16 protein-coding genes are annotated in these 18,756 nt (G+C 67.4%); 13 read left to right on the forward strand and 3 right to left on the reverse strand.

Translation table 11 applies throughout. From position 1 onward, the window contains the following. Positions 1-52: 52 nt before the first annotated feature. A complete protein-coding gene (locus tag ACW7G2_RS03475) occupies positions 53-2,899 on the reverse strand; it encodes a S8 family serine peptidase (RefSeq protein ID WP_456972738.1) in 2,847 nt (948 codons plus the stop codon). 184 nt (positions 2,900-3,083) lie between these two features. Here ACW7G2_RS03475 and ACW7G2_RS03480 point away from each other — a divergent pair, with 184 nt between their 5' ends. The 13 genes from ACW7G2_RS03480 (at position 3,084) to rnt (ending at position 16,648) form a co-directional block, all read left to right on the forward strand. Further along, positions 3,084-4,259 carry a thiolase family protein gene (locus tag ACW7G2_RS03480; RefSeq protein ID WP_456972740.1) on the forward strand — a complete coding sequence of 392 codons (1,176 nt, stop codon included), beginning with the start codon at positions 3,084-3,086 and terminating at the stop codon, positions 4,257-4,259. Positions 4,260-4,391: 132 nt separating this feature from the next. Continuing rightward, the gene (locus ACW7G2_RS03485; RefSeq protein ID WP_456972742.1) at positions 4,392-4,742 is read left to right on the forward strand and encodes a hypothetical protein; all 351 of its coding nucleotides are present in this window, start codon (positions 4,392-4,394) and stop codon (positions 4,740-4,742) included. Positions 4,743-4,926: 184 nt separating this feature from the next. Further along, entirely contained in the window at positions 4,927-5,334 is a 408-nt protein-coding gene (locus ACW7G2_RS03490) for a hypothetical protein (protein WP_456972744.1), read from the forward strand. Positions 5,335-5,415: 81 nt separating this feature from the next. Next, the gene (locus ACW7G2_RS03495; protein ID WP_456972746.1) at positions 5,416-7,023 is read left to right on the forward strand and encodes a carboxyl transferase domain-containing protein; all 1,608 of its coding nucleotides are present in this window, start codon (positions 5,416-5,418) and stop codon (positions 7,021-7,023) included. A 195-nt stretch (positions 7,024-7,218) separates the two neighbouring features. After that, positions 7,219-7,785, forward strand: coding sequence for a bactofilin family protein (locus ACW7G2_RS03500; RefSeq protein ID WP_456972748.1), 567 nt, complete (start codon positions 7,219-7,221; stop codon positions 7,783-7,785). Further along, positions 7,782-8,174, forward strand: coding sequence for a hypothetical protein (locus tag ACW7G2_RS03505; protein WP_456972750.1), 393 nt, complete (start codon positions 7,782-7,784; stop codon positions 8,172-8,174). Before ACW7G2_RS03500 ends, ACW7G2_RS03505 begins: the two co-directional genes overlap by 4 nt. Before the next feature lie 102 nt (positions 8,175-8,276). Further along, positions 8,277-9,062 (forward strand): enoyl-CoA hydratase/isomerase family protein, encoded by a 786-nt coding sequence (locus ACW7G2_RS03510; protein WP_456972752.1) that lies wholly within the window; start codon positions 8,277-8,279, stop codon positions 9,060-9,062. Between the two features lie 2 nt (positions 9,063-9,064). Then, the gene (locus tag ACW7G2_RS03515; RefSeq protein WP_456972754.1) at positions 9,065-11,080 is read left to right on the forward strand and encodes an acetyl/propionyl/methylcrotonyl-CoA carboxylase subunit alpha; all 2,016 of its coding nucleotides are present in this window, start codon (positions 9,065-9,067) and stop codon (positions 11,078-11,080) included. After that, a complete protein-coding gene (locus ACW7G2_RS03520; protein WP_456972756.1) occupies positions 11,077-11,985 on the forward strand; it encodes a hydroxymethylglutaryl-CoA lyase in 909 nt (302 codons plus the stop codon). The genes ACW7G2_RS03515 and ACW7G2_RS03520 overlap by 4 nt, the downstream gene beginning before the upstream one ends. A gap of 1 nt (position 11,986) precedes the next feature. Next, positions 11,987-14,596, forward strand: a complete 2,610-nt coding sequence (locus tag ACW7G2_RS03525) for a sensor domain-containing protein (protein ID WP_456972758.1) — start codon at positions 11,987-11,989, stop codon at positions 14,594-14,596. Positions 14,597-14,629: 33 nt separating this feature from the next. Further along, a complete protein-coding gene (locus ACW7G2_RS03530; RefSeq protein ID WP_456972760.1) occupies positions 14,630-15,400 on the forward strand; it encodes an SDR family NAD(P)-dependent oxidoreductase in 771 nt (256 codons plus the stop codon). An 11-nt stretch (positions 15,401-15,411) separates the two neighbouring features. Then, entirely contained in the window at positions 15,412-15,978 is a 567-nt protein-coding gene (yeiP, locus tag ACW7G2_RS03535) for an elongation factor P-like protein YeiP (RefSeq protein ID WP_456972762.1), read from the forward strand. Between the two features lie 22 nt (positions 15,979-16,000). Further along, complete coding sequence (rnt, locus tag ACW7G2_RS03540) at positions 16,001-16,648, forward strand: ribonuclease T (protein ID WP_456972764.1); 648 nt, start codon at positions 16,001-16,003, stop codon at positions 16,646-16,648. A 138-nt stretch (positions 16,649-16,786) separates the two neighbouring features. Here rnt and sugE read toward each other — a convergent pair whose 3' ends face one another. Both sugE and pgi read right to left on the reverse strand, forming a co-directional pair. Then, positions 16,787-17,104, reverse strand: coding sequence for a quaternary ammonium compound efflux SMR transporter SugE (gene sugE, locus ACW7G2_RS03545; protein ID WP_456972766.1), 318 nt, complete (start codon positions 17,102-17,104; stop codon positions 16,787-16,789). Between the two features lie 119 nt (positions 17,105-17,223). After that, positions 17,224-18,756 carry a glucose-6-phosphate isomerase gene (pgi, locus tag ACW7G2_RS03550; RefSeq protein WP_456972768.1) on the reverse strand — a complete coding sequence of 511 codons (1,533 nt, stop codon included), beginning with the start codon at positions 18,754-18,756 and terminating at the stop codon, positions 17,224-17,226.

Here is an 18,756-nt window from a genome sequence, read left to right on the forward strand (position 1 = left end):
CCCGACCGGGTCAACCTCGCAGGTCGGGGCTACGCCCCCGACGCGGCTGGTTTCAGAACCCTAGCGCGTACCTCAGCGACACCATGCGTGCATCGCCACGCGGGCCGAACCGCTGGTCATAGCCCAGCGTGACCAGGCCGCTGCGTCCGACCGGCGCATCCAGGCCCAGCCCGAACAGCCCGCCCGAACGCGCCGGCTGCAGCCCCATCAGCGGCGCCCAGGCATCGACGCCGGTAAAGCCGGCCTCCAGGTCGAGCCCCTGCGCGGACAGGGTCTGCTGCCACTCTGCATAGCCCTGCAGCCTCAGCCCCGACAGCCACTGACGCTCCCCGCGCAGGCCGGCCATGGCCTGACTGCGGCTTGAACTCCAGGCATCAGCACGCAGACCCAGTCCGTCCCCGCCCAGCTCGTTGAACCCATCGCTGCGGATGCGGCTGTATTCGACGCCCACATACGGGGTGACTCCCGCCTCCGCGTCGCCCAGCCGATAGCCCGACTCCAGGCTGGCAGTCATGAAATCGCCCGCGTAGTTGCTGAACACCCCCATCGAACGCTGGCCGGTGAACAGATGGCGCTCCAGCTGGCGGTCGAAGCGGCCAAACCCGACCTGGCCCAGTGCGTAGGCCTGGCTGCCGGCAATACCGGCATACATCAGGCTCTGCGCCTGGCGGTCGCGACCACGGTCGCGGCTGCCCGCGCGGCGACTGTCGGCCGTGGTTTCTCCGAAGGCAAAGCCGGCGATGGCATTCCCCAGGCGCACGTCGCGGCCGATCATCCAGCCATCCATCGCCTGCTCGCTGCCGGAGAACCCGCCCTGGCCCCCTCCTCCAAGCTGCCGTGCCCAAGCCGCCGGCCGCTCGACAAGGTTGGCCCCCGAAGCAAATTGGTCGGACAGCGCCCGCCGGTTCATGTCGATCGCGTCGAACGTGGTCGAAGACGCCACCGCGTGCAGCTCGCCGGACAGGCTGGCCAGTGAAACGTGCGCCATCCGCGCATCGGCAATCCGCTGGAACTCGCCGGCCGCACGGATCAAGCCGCTGGCCACCGGTCCGTCCCCTGACTGCTGGCCGTCCAGCTCACGGAACGCGTTCTCGACCCGTTGGGCCGAAGACAGCGAGGCGGCCGTAGCGTTGGCCAGGCGGGCCGCGGTGGCATGCACGTCCAGGCGGGCAATATCCAGCCAGACATTCTGCAGGTCATAGGCCAGGTGCGCCTGCAGAAACATGGTGTCGGCGTTGTAGGTGAGCTCTTCGAAATAGCCGTTCATTTCGCCGTACACCTGCAGGACGTGCTCGCGGTCGCTGGTGACATAGCTGTCGCTCACTCCGGCCACGTGCACGCTGCCACCGTCGATATCCGCATCGCCATTCACCACCAGCGGGCCATGTCCCAGCACCAGCGCCAGGGTCGCGCCGTTGGCATGCGTGTAGTTGCCGGTGATCTCGAACTGATCCGCCCGACCGATATCGCCCTGGTTGACCAGCACCGTGCCGTGGTTGGTGACGCTGCCGAAAACGGTCCCGCCGCCGCTGAGGGTGCCATCCGAGCCAACGGTCACGCCCGATCCCGCGACCGAGCCGCTGACGTGCAGCGTGCCCCCGTCAACGCGCGTCGCACCGCGATAGGTGTTGGCCCCGGACAGTTCAAGCGTGCCGCTTCCACGCTTGGTCAGTCCGCCCGCACCGGCGATATCGTTGGCCCAGATCGACGTCTGGTCGCTGAAGTTCGCAGTCACCGTGCCCCAGTCGAACCTGCCCGGCCCCTGCACCGCCTTGCCGACATCCAGCAGCCCGTAGCCGAAGATCTCATCTACCCCGGCCGGGCCGATGTCCTTCGCGGTGCCAAGGATGGTCTGGCGCACCAGGTCGTTGTTGAACCAGGGGAAAGCCTCCCACACCAGCGCCGCCGCGCCGGACACCTGCGGGGCTGCAAACGAGGTCCCCTCAGAGATCCAGTATTCCGGCGAATCCGGAGCATCATCAGTGCCGGTGAAAACCACCTGGCCGGGTGCGGCCAGGCAGTAGTTCATCGCGACACCGCAGGCGTTGGAATATTCGGCCAGCAAGTCCGGGTCGTCACCGTCCAGGGCCACGACTGTCAGCCAGCCAACCTCCAGGTCCGCGCCCGGCGTGCTGCCGCCGGTGCCCTGCTGGCTCGGCAGCGCAGCCATGTCGGTCGGGTCGTCACGCCCCACGTTGCCCGCCGCGAACACCACCAGTCCGTCATGGCTCAGGATGAAGCGCCGGTACTCGGCCGCGATCGGCGAGGTGGCCGCCGGATTGCTCCAGTACAGCCCGCCCCAGGAGTTGTTGAGGATCTTCACCCCGCGGGAAATCATGTCGTTGTGGATCGGCTCGAGACCCAGGGCGCCGCCCACCTCATTGCCGTCACCGCTGCCATCATCCTCGGGCGGTTCGTCATTGATGATCCGCGCTGACACGATCTCCGCGCCCTGGGCGATGCCCCCCGGCCACTGTCCGAACGGCTTGCCGGCCGCAATCTGCGCGACCGAGGTACCGTGTCCGTCCTTGTCATCCACAGACATGTCGTTGGTGTTGCGGTTGATGTAGATCAGGTTATCCACCACCCGACCGGCCAGTGACGGATGGTTGCGATTGACACCGGTATCGATGACGCCGATCCGGACGCCCTCGCCGGTCAGCCCGGCATCGATCGCCGGCTGGGCGTTGGTGAGCGTGATGTGGTCGCTGTAGGCGGGGTTGGCCGGCTCCACCACCGTTGGCGGAGGGCTTGGTGGCGGCCCCGCGGGCGGTGGATCCGGGCGCAACGGACCGCCTCCACCTCCTCCACAAGCACTGAGTGCCAGCCCTACAGCTGCCGCAAGCAGCGAACGCTGCGCGGCCCGCGATTTCGCCACTCCCTCCCAAACACCAGTCATCGATCAACTCCCTCTGTGGGTCAGATGCGCATACCTATACCGCAACGCGGCAGCCCACGATATGCCATGGTTCCCAGAATCGCACTGAATGCAGTGCACGGTTCCCACGGCGGTTTGCCGCGTGGGAGCGCAGGCACGATAATCGGACGCATTCCATACCCCCACACCCAGGTGGAGCAACTTCATGAGCGACATCATCATCGCCGGTGCCAAGCGCACCGCCATCGGCTCTTTCCTCGGCCAGTTCAACGGGGTCCCGACTCCGACCCTGGGCGCGACGGCCATCCGCGGCGCGCTCGAGCACGCCGGCCTTTCCGCCGACAAGGTGGACGAGACCATCATGGGCTGCGTGCTGCCCGCCGGCCTCGGCCAGGCACCGGCGCGCCAGGCTTCGCGCGCAGCCGGGATCCCCGATGCTGCCGGTTGCACCACCATCAACAAGGTGTGCGGATCGGGCATGAAAGCGGTGATGTTCGGCCATGACCTGATCCGCGCCGGATCGGCAAAGGTGGTCGTCGCTGGCGGCATGGAATCGATGACCAATGCCCCGCACCTGCTCAACGGCTCGCGCAACGGCGTGCGGTACGGCAGCGCCGAATTCCTCGACCACATGGCCTGGGACGGCCTGACCAACCCCGACGATGGCAAGGCCATGGGCGTGTTCGGAGATGAAGCCTGCCGCAAGTACGGCTTCAGCCGCGAAGAGCTGGACGAGTTCTCGGCTGAAAGCGCCAAGCGCGCCCAGGCGGCGATTGCCGACGGTTCATTCAAGGACGAGATCGTTCCGGTCACCGTCAAGACCCGCAAGGGCGAGCACGAGGTGGACACCGACGAGGAACCGGGCCGGATCGACCTGGCACGGATCCCGACCCTGCGCGCCGCGTTCGGCAAGGAAGGCCTGCTGACCGCAGCGTCGTCCTCGAAGATCTCCGACGGTGCTGCCGCGCTGGTTCTCACCTCGGCCGAGGAGGCATCGAACCTGGGACTGACCCCGCTGGCCCGGATCGTTGCCCATGCCGGACACGCCCACGAACCGGAATGGTTCACCACTGCGCCGATCAAGGCGATCGACAATGTGCTCAAGCGCGCCGGCTGGACTGTGGACGATGTGGACCTGTTCGAGATCAACGAAGCCTTCGCCTGTGTGGCCATGGCACCGATGAAAGACCTCGGAATTCCCCACCAGAAGCTGAACGTGAATGGTGGTGCCTGCGCCCTCGGCCACCCCATTGGCGCCAGCGGCGCACGCCTTATCGTGACCCTGTTGCATGCGCTAAGAGCCCGTAATCTGAAGCGTGGCGTGGCTTCGCTGTGTATTGGTGGAGGCGAGGCCACTGCGATTGCAGTGGAGCTGATCTGACCTCGTTAACATCCTCTTTACTTAAAAAATCAAACAGATACTTGACAGCGATTGCGCGACCGTCATGATGTTTCCCGGCACGTGCTAACCAGCGCGTTTGTCACTTTGATTACAACGACGAGGAAATCCACAATGTCCATCAACAAGGCTCTGCTGGCCCTGACCATGGGTTTCGCCCTGGCTGCGTGCTCGAACCAGGACGCCGCCCAGGACGCAGCTGCTGACGCTGCTGAAGCCGCTGCCGAAGCGCAGGCCCAGGCCGATGCCGCCTACGGCCAGTTCGAAGATACCGCCCAGGCCGCTGCCGACACCGCTGCCGAAGCCGCTGACCGCGCCACCGACGCCGCTGCCGACGCAACCGACGCGACCAGCAACGACATCGAAGACGCTGCTGCCGACGCTGCCGAGACTGCAGCCGACGCTGCCGAAGAAGCTGCCGACATCGCCGAAGACGCTGCTGACGCGGCCGACGACGAGATCTGATCCAGCCGGAAGCCTTCGGGTTTCCAGCAAGGGAAAGATCGAAGGACCGCCGGGCAACCGGCGGTCCTTTTTTTATGCGCCCGAGAAGATCGGCGGGCCCGTGCCATGGTGAAGTTTCAGTTCCACGCCTCCTTCACTCTCCCGGCCCAACACTTGCGTCGTCCCCACAGCAACAGGTTTCGCCATGAACAATCGCTCCCTTGTGTTGATTGCCGCCGGTGTGCTCGCCCTGAGCGCGTGCAGCAACGATCCGCCCTACGAGACCCAGGAAGGCGCCGAAGCCGCCGCTGCCGCGGAGCGCGCGCGTGCCTCCGCCGCTGAGACGATCGATCACACGGGCACTGCGATCTCCGAAGGCGCTGATGCCGCCGCAACGCGCACCCGCGCCGCCGCCGATGACGCTTCAGAGGCTGCACGACGCGCAGCCGACGACGCCGCTGCCGCAGCGGACCGGGCCGGCAATGCGGCACGCGAGGCTGCCGCCGATGGCACCGAAGCAGCTGGCCGGGCGGCCGATTCCACTGCCGACGCCCTGGATCGTGCCGCTGAGCGCGCAGAACGCCAGGCCGAGGAAATCCGCCGCGACGACTGAACCTGACAGGCCCCGGCCAGTCCGGCCGGGGCCTGTCATCGCGGGTATCCTGTGCGGTCCATCCACCTCACGATGCCGAGCATGCCCGCACTGAAGACCCGCTTGGACCCAGGCTCACAGGAATTCATCGACAACTCCGCCTACCACCGCGAACTGGTGGACGAACTTGACCGCCGGCTGGCCCGGGCCGCGGACGGCGGCGGTGAGAAGGCACGCGACCGGCATCTGTCGCGAGGCAAACTGCTGGTCCGGGACCGCATCAGCGCGCTGCTCGACCCGGGCTCGCCCTTCCTTGAAATCGCTCCGTTGGCAGCGGAGGACATGTACGACGGGGATGCCCCTGCAGCCGGCATGGTCTGCGGCATCGGCCGGGTCATGGGCCAGGAAGTGGTGGTGGTTGCCAACGACGCCACCGTCAAGGGAGGCACCTATTTCCCGATCACGGTGAAGAAGCATCTGCGCGCGCAGGAAATCGCCCGCGAGAACAACCTGCCGTGCATCTATCTGGTCGACTCGGGCGGCGCCTTCCTGCCGCTGCAGGACGAGGTGTTTCCGGACAGGGAACATTTCGGCCGCATCTTCTACAACCAGGCCCGGATGAGTGCGGAAAGCATTCCGCAGGTGGCCGTGGTCATGGGCAGCTGCACCGCCGGCGGCGCCTACGTACCGGCCATGAGCGATGAAAGCATCATCGTCCGGGACCAGGGCACGATCTTCCTTGGTGGCCCTCCACTGGTGAAGGCGGCTACCGGCGAAGTGGTGGACGCCGAATCGCTGGGCGGCGCCGATGTCCACACCGCGGTGTCGGGCGTAGCCGACCACCTGGCCGAGAACGATCATCACGCTCTGCAGGTGGCGCGCGACATCGTTGCCAACCTCAATCGAACCAAGGCGCTCCCGGTAGCGCTGCAGGAACCGGCAGCGCCCCTGTATCCGGCCGAGCAGCTGTACGGGATCGTGCCCCGCGACACCCGCCAGCCGTTCGATATCCGCGAAGTGATCGCCCGCATTGTCGACGGCAGCGACTTCCAGGAATTCAAGGCGCGCTACGGCAAAACCCTGGTGACCGGCTTCGCCCACATCCACGGCTGCCCGGTGGGCATCGTGGCCAACAACGGCATCCTGTTTTCCGAGTCCGCGCTCAAGGGCGCGCACTTCATCGAACTGTGCAACCAGCGCGGCATCCCGCTGGTGTTCCTGCAGAACATCACCGGGTTCATGGTGGGCAAAAAGTACGAGAACGCCGGCATCGCCAAGGACGGGGCCAAGATGGTCACCGCCGTGGCGTGTTCCAGCGTGCCCAAGTTCACCGTGGTGATCGGTGGCAGCTTCGGCGCCGGCAACTACGCCATGTGCGGGCGCGCCTACGGGGCCCGCTTCCTGTGGATGTGGCCCAACGCGCGGATCAGCGTGATGGGCGGCGAGCAGGCCGCCAGCGTGCTGGCCACGGTGCGCCGGGACGGTATCGAAGCGCGCGGCGGGCAGTGGAGCGGCGAAGAGGAAGAGGCCTTCAAAGCGCCCATCCGCCAGCAGTATGAAGACCAGGGCAGCCCCTGGTACGCCACTGCCCGGCTGTGGGACGATGGCATCATCGATCCTGCCGATACTCGGCGGGTGCTGGGACTTGCCATTTCCGCCTCGCTCAATGCCCCGATCGAGCCCGCCCGATTTGGCGTATTCCGCATGTAATCCATCGACGGGTCCTGGTCCCGTCGCCTGACCCCTTTAGCGCAGCCGTCTGTACCCGGAATCAGTGAGTGGGGTCACAACAAGGCCCCGCATGCCACGTGATAGGCTCGTGAAATACGACCCTGTCGTTGCCGCTCCGGCCCCCGCGGCCGGTGATCCTGCCCGCGTTGCACCCAGTTCCAGGAGTCCCCCGTGATGGCCATTTTCAACCCGTCCAGCCAGCCCAAGAAGGACGCCAGCCCCTTCGCCTCCGACCAGTCCGCGGCGCCCGGGCGCGATGAGCGCCCGGCAGTCGCCGATTTCAATCCCACTTCGACCCCGCCCCGCCAGGCGCCCGCAGCGGGCTCCAGTGCGAGTGCCAAGGAGTCGCTGATCGCGGCCAACCTGACGATCGAAGGCAAGATCGAGGGCACCGGCCACGTCCGCATCGCCGGCCAGTTCAAGGGCGACGTCAACGTCAAGGGCGATCTGACGATCGAGCGCGGCGCCAAGCTCAACGGCAGCGTCCGCGCCGACAAGGTCACCGTGGCCGGCGACCTGGAGGGCAATATCGAATCAGCCGAGCGCGTTGAGCTGCTGGACAGCGCCGTGCTCAACGGCGACCTCAAAGCCGGCACCCTCACCGTCGCGGCCGGATCCCGGATCCGCGGACACATCGACTGCGGCTGGGACGAGGCGGACGCCCGCTCCGGCAAGGCCTCGGCCGATGCGAAGGCCGCAGGCAAGTCGGACAGCAAGACGGGCGTCGAAGCCGTCTCGTGAGCAAGGGCCGGCCGGGCGCGGCGGGCGCCACCCGCACCTGTCCACACTGCAAGACCACGATCCTGCAGAGTGCTGCGATCTGCCCGTCCTGCCGGCATTACCTTCGTTTCGATGCATCCGCTCCGACCACCGGGGACGCCGGAAATGCCGAAGCCGAATCCACCAATGCGCTGCAGGTGGAAGGCACCATCCGTCATCCGGCGGAGGGCGGCGCCTGGGAGTACTCGGTGGTACTGGTGGTGCGCGACGGCGACGGCAAGGAAATCAACCGCCAGGTGGTCGGCGTGGGCGCGATGTTTCCCGGTGATGAACGCAGTTTCAGCCTTGCCGTTGAGGTCACTCCCACAGACGATCATCGCCGTCCCGGGCGTCGTCGCCTGCGGCACTGAGCGCGCCATCATTGCAGCACCACGCACCCCGCGTGCGGGCGGCCGTCCCCAGCTGAACCGGTATCATGGCCGGCCGTCCACTTCCACGGTGAGCTGACGCCCATGTCCGATGCCCTGACGATCAAGCGCGAAGGCCCGGTCGCCCGATTGCGACTCGAACGGCCCGAGCTGCACAACGCATTTGACGCCGCGCTGATCGACGCACTGACCACCGCACTTGAACAGCTTGCAGGCGATGCTGGCGTGCGCGTGGTGGTGCTGGAAGGCGCCGGACGATCGTTCTCGGCGGGCGCCGACCTCAACTGGATGCGCAGCATGGCCTCCGCCGGCGAGGCGGAGAACCGGGAGGACGCGCTGGCGCTGGCACGGCTGATGCGCACGCTCGACGAGCTGCCAAAGCCAACCATCGCCCGCGTCCACGGCGCCGCGTTTGGCGGCGGCGTGGGCCTGATGGCCTGCTGTGATATCGCCATCGGCGTACCGGAAGCGAAGTTCGGGCTGACTGAAAGCCGGCTCGGCCTGCTACCGGCGGTGATCTCCCCCTACGTGATCGCCGCCATCGGTGCGCGCCAGGCCCGCCGCTGGTTTTCCACCGGCGAGGTGTTCGACGCCGCCCAGGCCGAACGCTTCGGCCTGCTCCACCAGGTGGTTCCAGCCGAAGCGCTGGACGGCGCCGTGCAGCACCAGATCGACCTACTGCTCAAGGCCGGACCGGTGGCTGCGGCCCAGGCCAAGACCCTGATCCGTTCGGTCCAGCCGCATATCAACCGCGACGCGCTGGACGGCGCCACCGCCGACCTGATCGCCGCCCTGCGCGTGTCGCCGGAAGGCCAGGAAGGCCTGGCCGCCTTCCTCGACAAGCGTGCGCCGGCCTGGACCGGGGGCTGACCATGTTCGAAAAGATCCTGATCGCCAATCGCGGCGAAATCGCCTGCCGGGTCATCCGCACCGCGCGCCGCATGGGCATCCGCACCGTGGCGGTGTTCTCCGAGGCCGATGCAGACGCGCAGCACGTGCGCCTGGCCGACGAGGCCTACCCCGTCGGCGGTCCGCGGCCGCAGGACAGCTATCTGCGCGCCGACACCATCCTGGAAGTGGCCCGGCGCAGTGGCGCCCAGGCCATCCATCCGGGCTACGGCTTCCTGAGCGAGAACGCAGACTTCGCCGAAGCCGTGGAAGCGGCCGGGATCGCTTTCATCGGCCCGCGCGCGGCATCCATGCGCAAACTCGGCAGCAAGGCCGGGGCCAAGGATCTTATGCAGGCGGTCGGGGTGCCCGTGGTACCGGGTTACGCCGGGGCAGACCAGTCGCCGCAGCTGCTGGCAGAGGAAGCTGCGCGGATCGGCTTCCCGCTGATGATCAAGGCGGCCCACGGCGGCGGCGGCAAGGGCATGCGGATCGTCCACGACGCCAGCGGTTTCGAAGCCGCGTTGGACAGCTGCCGGCGCGAAGCCGCGAACGCGTTCGGAAATGATCGCGTGCTGCTGGAGCGCTATATCGAATCGCCACGCCACATCGAGTTCCAGGTGTTCGGCGATGCCCACGGCAACCTCATCCACCTCAACGAGCGCGAATGCTCGGCCCAGCGCCGCTACCAGAAGGTGCTGGAAGAATCGCCTTCGCCATTCCTCACCCCGGATGCGCGCCAGCGCATGGGCGAGGCTGCGGTGCAGGCCGCGGGCGCGATCGACTACGTCAACGCGGGCACGGTGGAGTTCATCGTGGCGCCGTCGGGCGAGTTCTGGTTCATGGAAATCAACGCCCGGCTGCAGGTGGAACATCCGGTCACCGAGATGGTCACCGGTCTGGACCTGGTGGAGTGGCAGCTGCGGGTGGCCGCCGACGAGCCGCTGCCGCTGGCCCAGGACGCAATTCCCCGGCATGGCCACGCCATCGAGGCGCGCCTTTACGCGGAAGATCCGGAGGCCGGCTTCCTGCCCGCTTCCGGCCGGCTTGAGCGTCTGTCACTGCCCGAGCCATCCAGCGGGGTGCGCATCGACTCGGGCGTGGTTGAAGGCGACACCGTCACGATCTTCTATGACCCGATGATCGCCAAACTCATCGTCCACGCCGACGACCGGCCCGGCGCTCTGGCGCGCATGCGCGAAGCCCTGGCTGCGTGCACGATCAGCGGGCCGAAATCCAACATCAGCTTCCTGGAGCGGCTGGTCCGCCATCCCGTGGTGATCGGGGCCAGCATTGATACCAGCTGGCTTGACCGCAATCCGGACGCGCTGCTGCCCTCGTCGGAGCCACCCTCGCCCGCCACCGTTGCAGCGGCTGCCGTGACGGCGCTGCTGCAGCAGGAACACGCCAGCCTGGCGGCCGCGGCATCCACCGCGGAGCCGCATTCCCCGTGGGCGCACGCCGACGGTTGGCACCTGGGCCATGCGGGCGAGCGCCTGCTGCGGTTGCAGCAGGGATCCGTGCACCACGAAATCCATGCATCGGGCAGCAACGGCACCTATCGCCTTCGCAGCGGCGGGCATACCCAGCTGGTGCAGAGTGCCAGTCGACAGGGCCACCTGCTGGTACTGCGACTGGACGGCGAGGCCCGCCGGTTCCGCGTTGACGGCACTGCCGCCCAGGTGGTGGTTCATGACGGCACCCGGCGCCTGGCGTTCGACCATGTCCCGGCATTCCAGCCGGACACTGCCGCCGAGTCCACCGGGGACGGCCGCATTGGCGCACCGATGCCTGGACGCGTGGTGCTGGTCAGGGCTGTCGTGGGTGATACGGTGGCAGAAGGCGATGAACTGCTGGTCATGGAGGCAATGAAGATGGAACTGACGCTGCGCGCCCCGCGTGACGGCACGGTGGCTGAAGTCCGCGCCGCGGCCGGCGATTTCGTTGAGGCAGACGCCGTGCTGGTCACCCTCGAGCCGGAGGCGGAAGCCACGCCATGAGCCGCCTGCCCGCCGCCGTACGCATCGTTGAAGTCGGCCCACGCGACGGGTTGCAGAATGAAAAGGCCATCGTGCCCACCGCTGACAAGGTCGAGCTGATCAATCGACTGTCCGCGACCGGGCTGCGGTCGATCGAGGCCACCAGCTTCGTCAGCCCGAAGTGGGTTCCGCAGCTGGCCGATGCGGCCGAGGTGTTTTCCGGCATCGAACGGCTTCCGGGCGTCTCCTATCCGGTGCTGGTTCCCAACGAGACCGGCTATGAGCGGGCCCGTGCGGTGGGTGTGGAAGAGATCGCGGTATTCAGCGCGGCCTCGGAGGCGTTCAACCGCAGGAACATCAACGCCTCGATCGACGAATCACTGCGCCGCTTCGAACCGGTGCTGGCCCGTGCGCGGGAAGACGGCGTGCGCGTACGCGGCTATGTTTCCACCGTGCTCGGCTGCCCCTATCAGGGCGAGGTGCCGGTGGCCGACGTGGTGCGGGTTTCGCGTGTACTGCACCAGATGGGATGCCAGGAAATCTCCTTGGGCGACACGATTGGAACCGGCACGCCAGGCGCGGCCCGGGCGATGCTGCGCGCCGTGGCCGAAGAGGTTCCGATGCAGGCACTTGCCGTGCATTTCCACGACACTTACGGCCAGGCGCTGGCCAATATCCTCGCCTGCCTGGAGGAAGGCGTGGCGGTGGTGGATGCGGCGGTTGCCGGTACCGGCGGATGCCCCTATGCCCGCGGCGCCAGCGGCAACGTCGCCACCGAAGACGTGGTGTACATGCTCCAGGGCATGGGTATCCACACCGGCGTCGACCTGCCCGCCCTGGCCGCCACCGGCCGCTGGCTGGCGGAGCGGCTGGGACGCGAAACCGGCAGCCGGGTCGGACGCGCCATGACAGCGGGCAACGACTGAAATGGATCGCCCGGCTCGCCGCAGGCCCGACGCCCTGCCAGAACCGGACGACCCCCAGCGCGTTGCCGCTGCCCTTGAGGCCGCCTGCGGCAACCCATCCCTGCCCAGTGATCTGCGTGAGCTGCTGTCATCCGCCCGCAGGGCCCTGGAATCGGTAACCCGCGATGCTGAAGGCGCGGATCTCCGATACCGGGCATTGTTTGATGCGGTGCCCGATCCGGTCAGCATCCTGGATGAGCAGGGAATCGTGCTTGACCTCAACAATGCGGGCATGGCCGCCTATCGCCGCCCGCACGAAGAAATCGTGGGCCAGCCGATCGAAGTGCTCAACCCCGATCTACCCAAGGATCACATGCAGCCGGTGCTTGAAAAGCTGCGCCGCGGCGAGACCTACGTGATCGAAGTGACCAACATGCGCGCCGACGGCAGCCGCTTCCCTGTGGAAGTGCACTCGGCCGGGTTCATGCACGACGGGCGCCGCTGCGTGGTGGCGGTGGCACGCGACCTCAGCGCCAGGCGCGAGGCGGAACTGCGCTACGGCCAGCTGCTGTCGGTAATCGACAAGGGCGTGCTGGCGCTGGATGCCGATGGCCACGCGCTGCAGGCCAACGCCGCCGCGATGCGCATCCTGGGCGCACGGCCGGACGACAGTCTGCGAAACATGCTGGATCCCGCGATCTGGACCCTGCTGGACGAGTCCGGTCGCAGCATCGGTTTCGAAGACCTGCCCAGCCAGCGCACCCTGCGTACCGGCCAGGCCACGGAAAGCACCGTGATCGGCATGTATCACAAGCCCGAACGGCGCTTGCGCTGGCTCTCGGTCACCACCGTGCCGCTGTTTGCCCCCGGCGGGCATGCGCCCTACGAGGTGATTTCCCTCTTCAGTGACGTCACCCGCCTCAAGCGCGACAGCGCGCTGTTCAGCCGTGCCCAGGCACTGGCGCGGATCGGCGGCTGGGAATGGGAAGTCGGGCGCGATGCGCTGTACCTGACCGACGAGGCCATCCGCATCCTCGGCCAGGCGTCTCCTCCGGCCACCATGGAAGGGCTGCTGATGTGCCTGAGCATCGGCGACCGCGTGCGCCTGGGCGAGGCCCTGCGCGTGGCCGCGGAGCACTCCGTGCCCATTGACCTGGAGCTGCAGGGCCTGCGCCGGGACGGACGGGCGCTGTGGATCCGGATCATCGGCGAGGCCGAGACCGATGAATCCGCCAACGTCAGCATCACCGGCACCCTGCAGGACATCAAGGAGCGCAAGCAGGCCGAGGAAAGCCTGCGCGTACAGGCACGCACCGATCCGCTCACCGGGCTGCTCAACCGCGACGCAATCCTGGGCGAGATCGGCCAGCGCATGGACGATCCCTTGCAGGCCCGGCTGGCTGTGCTCTACATCGACCTGGACCGCTTCAAGATGGTCAACGATGGCCTCGGCCACGCGGCCGGGGACCAGCTGCTGTGCCATGCCGCCCAGCGCATCCTTGCGGCGGTGGACGACGACGGGCTGGTGGCCCGCTTCGGCGGTGACGAGTTCCTGGTGCTGTGCCAGCTGGAAGGCGGGGACGCCCTGCCCGAACAGATCGCGCAGCGGATCGTGGACGCCTTTGATGCCAGCTTCCACCACGGCAGCGAAGAGTTCCACGTGACCGCCAGCATCGGCATCGCCCTTGCGCCTCACGATGGCGACCGCCCCCAGACCCTGATCCAGAATGCGGACGCGGCGATGTACGACAGCAAGCGCCGGGTCCGCAACGGCTGGCTGCTGTACTCACCCGCCCTGCAGGAATCGCGCGAAGACCGGCTGCGGCTGGAAACGCACCTGCGCCGCGCCGTCGACAACGGCGAGTTCCATCTTGTCTATCAGCCCCAGGTGTGCCTGCGCAGCGGCGAGATCATTGCCGCCGAGGCGCTGATCCGCTGGAGCAATCGCCAGCTGGGAGAGATGCGGCCGGACCACTTCATCGGCCACGCTGAAACCAGCGGCGACATCGTGCGCATCGGTCGCTGGGTGCTCAGCGAAGCCTGCCAGCAAGTGGCCGCGTGGCGTGATGCCGGGCACGGGATCGTGCGGGTGGCGGTGAATGTGTCCTACCGCCAGTTCCTGGGCGATGACCTGGCCGGGTCGGTGCGCACCATCCTCGAGGAGTACGAGCTGCCGGGCAACGCGCTGGAGCTGGAGTTCACCGAGCGCGCCCTGATCGAGGATTCGGCCGACACCCTGCACGCCTTCGCCGAGCTGCGGGAGCTGGGGGTCATGCTGACCATCGATGATTTCGGCGAAGGCTACAGCGCCCTCAATTACCTGCGTCGGCTGCCCATCCACGGGCTCAAGCTCAGCCAGCTGTTCGTCGGGGGTGCTCCCCGCGACCGCTCCGACGTGGCCGTATGCCAGGCGATCGCAGGTATCGCCCGGAGCCTGGGTCTTGGGCTGGTGGCCGAGGGCGTGGAATCGGAGGCCCAGCGCCAGTTCCTGCTGGAGCTGGGCGTGCGGGTGGGCCAGGGCTTTCTGTTCGCCCCGGGCCTGATGCCGGCCGAGTTCAGCCGCCGCCTCGCTGCCGGCCACCGCCATGCCCGGCTTGCCGAGAGGATCAGCGCGGTGGAGCCCACCAGTTAGAATAGTGGGCTTTCCGCACCCGCAGGAGCGTCCATGCAGCTTTCCGATATCCGCGCCATCGTCACCGGCGGCGTGTCCGGCCTTGGCCTGGCCGTGACCGAACATCTGGTCGCCCACGGCGGCAAGGTGGTGATGTTCGACGTGAACGATGACAAGGGCGCGGCCGCTGTGTCGTCGCTGGGCGAGGACAAGGTCCGCTACGTGCGCACCGATGTCACCTCCGAAGACGGCGTGGTCGCCAGCGTGGACGCCGCCAGGGAGTTCCTGGGCGGGCTGGACGTGCTGGTCAACTGTGCGGGCATCATCGGCGCGGCCCGGGTCCTGGGCCGTGACGGCGCGATGCCGCTGTCCACGTTCTCCAACACCGTGATGGTCAACCTGGTGGGCAGCTTCAATGTGGCCAAGGCCGCCGCCGCGGTGATGCAGCAAAACGAGGCCGGCGAAGATGGCGAGCGCGGGGTGATCGTCAACACCGCCTCGGTGGCCGCCTACGACGGCCAGATCGGCCAGGCCGCCTACTCCGCCTCCAAGGGTGGCGTGGTGAGCATGACCCTGCCGATGGCGCGTGAACTCGCACGCTTCGGCATCCGGGTGAACACCGTTGCCCCGGGCATTTTCCACACGCCGATGGTTGACGGCATGCCTGAGGAAGTGCAGCAGTCGCTGGGCGCTTCGATCCCCTTCCCCTCACGCCTGGGCCGCCCGCAGGAGTTCGCCGATCTGGTGGGCTACATCCTTGGCAACCGCTATCTCAACGGCGAAACCATCCGCCTGGACGGCGCGGTACGCATGGCACCGCGCTGAGGAACTGACAGATGAGAGCAAGCGACGCGAAAAGGGGCAGCGTGGTCGAACACGACGGAGGCACCTGGCAGATCCGCGATATCGACCGCAGTTCGCCCCAGGGACGTGGTGGCAACGTCCGCTTCCGTTTCACCATGTACAGCGTGCCGGGCGGCAACCGCATCGACGCCAGCTTTGACGCGGACGAGGAGCTGCGGGAAGTGGAGCTGTCGCGCCGCGCGGCCAGCTATTCCTACCGGGATGGCGACGCGTTCGTGTTCATGGACGACGAGGACTACACCCAGTACGTGCTGGATGCCGACGCCGTTGGCGATGCCGCCGGCTACATTACCGACGGACTGGGCGGATGCCACGTGCAGGTCATCGATGACCTGCCGGTAGGCGTGCAGCTGCCGCAGACGGTCGCACTGGAAGTGGTGGAAACCCCGCCCGAGCTCAAGGGCGGCACCGCCACCAAGCGTCCAAAGCCCGCCAGGCTGAGTACCGGGATCGAGATCCAGGTGCCCGAATACATCGCCAACGGCGAGCGGGTCCTGGTGAACACCACCAGCGGCGAATTCGCCGGCCGGGCCGGCTGAGCTCCACTTCGTCCAGGACAGCATGCAAATGAACGACAACGACACCGCCGCTCCGCCGGCCAGCCCCCTCGCCCGCCGCTTCCGCGGCTACCTGCCAGTGGTGGTGGACGTGGAAACCGGCGGCTTCGACTGGAACCGGCACGCGCTGCTGGAAATCGCCGCGGTGCCGATCGACCTGGATGAAGACGGTCGCTACGTGCTGGGGGAAACCACCAGTGCACACGTGATCCCTGCTGAAGGCACCGAGATCGATCCGCAATCGCTGGAAGTGACCGGGATCGACCTGGATCACCCGTTCCGCCTGGCCAAACCCGAACGCGAAGCGCTCAACCACGTGTTCGGCCCGGTACGCGCTGCGGTGAAAAAGCACGGCTGCCAGCGTGCGATCCTGGTCGGGCACAACGCCCATTTCGACCTCAACTTCCTCAACGCCACGGTGAACCGCTGCGGGCATAAGCGCAATCCGTTCCACCCCTTCAGCGTGTTCGACACGGTGACCCTGGGCGGCGTGGCCTATGGCCAGACGGTACTGGCCCGCGCGGTGCAGGCGGCGGGCTTTGAATGGGACGCCGCCGAAGCGCATTCGGCCGTGTACGACGCCGAACAGACCGCGCGCCTGTTCTGCGCGGTCCTCAACTCCTGGCCCTGGCCCCCCGCACAACAGCTGTAGGAGCGCGCCATGCGCGCGAAGCCGCGTGACATCGATCGGCACCGCGTGGCTTTGGCCCTGACGCATTCGCCGAAGCTTCTCCGCGAACCATGATTCACGCGGCTTCGCGCGCGTGGCGCGCTCCTACGGGACAGCGGATCAGGGGGAGGCGAGCTTGAGGCCGATGATGCCGGCCACGATTAGTCCCAGGCTCACCAGCCGGCCGGCGTTGGCCGGCTCCTGGAACAGGAAAATCCCGAGGATGGCGGTACCCACCGCCCCTACGCCCACCCAGACGGCGTACGCCGTGCCCAGCGGCAGCGAGCGCATGGCGATGGCCAGCAGGTAGAAACTCACCCCCATCGCCGCCAGCGTGCCCAGGCTCGGCCACAGCCGGGTGAAACCTTCCGTGTACTTCAGGCCCACGGCCCACGCGACTTCAAACAGACCGGCAAAAAACAGGATCAACCAGGGCATGACAGCCTCCGCGATTGCTGGGGCCGTCCCCGGAACGATGTGGAGCGGCGGGGTCGTCCCCGCTTCCTGAGCGCCAGATTATCGCAAGCAGGCGATGACCCGGATGTAACCCGCAGCGGCTAGATCCTGCGCTCTTGGCGGATTTCGGCCAGCAGCGCGCGAGTGACCGGATCGTCCACTTCCACATCTTCTCCGCGCACCGCTGGCAGCAGCCTGCCCGCGATCCGCTTGCCCAGCTCCACGCCCCACTGGTCGAACGCATTGATGCCCCACAGCACCGACTGGGCATACACGCTGTGCTCGTACATCGCGATCAGCGCACCCAGCGAATGCGGGGTCAGCGCATCCACCAGCAGCATCGTGGAGGGGCGGTTTCCGGGATAGGACTTCTGTGGGTCGGCGTCCTCGTGCCCGCGGGCCAGCGCTTCCGCCTGTGCCAGCAGGTTGGACAGCAGCGCATCGTGATTACCGGCATGCGTGTGCGCTGGATTCACCACCCCGATGAAGTCCGCCGGCACCACCTGGGTCCCCTGATGCAGGGCCTGGAAGAAACTGTGCTGGGAAGTACTGCCCGCCCCGCCCCACAACACCGGCACGGTGTCCACGGGGACCGCGCTACCCTCTGGCGTGACCGACTTGCCCAGGCTTTCCATGACCAGCTGCTGCAGGTACGAGGGCAGCAGTTCCAGGCGCTGGTCGTAGGGCAGTACTGCGTGCGCAGGCAGGCCCAGTCCGTTGCGGTTCCACACCGCGGTCAGCGCGTGCAGCACCGGCAGGTTGGCAGCGAGCGGGGCCTGCAGGGCGTGCGCGTCCATTTCCGCCGCGCCCGCCAGCAGTTCCTCAAAGCGCTCCATACCAACCGCCAGGGCAATGGCAAAGCCCACCGCGGACCACAGTGAAAAGCGCCCGCCCACCCAGTCCCACATCGGCAGCACGCGTTCAGCGGACACCCCGAATGCCTGCGCTGCGGGAACACTGGCACTGACGGCATACAGGCGATCGCCACCGCCCATCCAGTCGCGCAGCAGCGCACCGTTGAGCAGGGTTTCCTGGGTGCCGAAGCTCTTGGACACCAGGATCCCCGCAGTGCGCCGCGGGTCGAGGCCCGCCAGCGTGTGCTGGACAGCGCTGCCGTCCATGTTGGCCACGAAGTGCAGGCGGAACCGGCCGTCGTGGAAGTCCTTGAGCGCGTCGACGATCAGCCGCGGGCCCAGATCGGAGCCGCCCACGCCCACGTTGACGATGTCGGTGACGCCGGAGCCTGCCAGTTCCGCCACGAGAACGGCCATGCGTGCACGCGCGGCCGCAGCCAGACTGCTCGCTTCCCTCGCCGTCGCGCTGTCACCCAGCGAGGAACGCAGCGCCACGTGCAGCGCGGGACGATCCTCGGAAGCATTGACCTTGCCCCCGTCGAACAGCTCAGCGAACGCTGCCGGAAGGCCCGCACCGGCAGGCCCGGCCAGGTCCAGCAGGGCTGCCAGCGCCTGGCGGTCATAGCGCTGCCTGGCGAAGCTGGCATACAGCGGGCCGACCTTCAGCGAAAAGTCGATGGCTCGCGCCGGATCGGCATCCAACATGTCTGTCAGACGCACGCCCGACAACCGCGCTGCGTGTGGCGCCAGCGTACCTTCCAGGTCCGGCGCCGCCGGCAT

Source organism: Luteimonas sp. A277 (assembly GCF_054052045.1).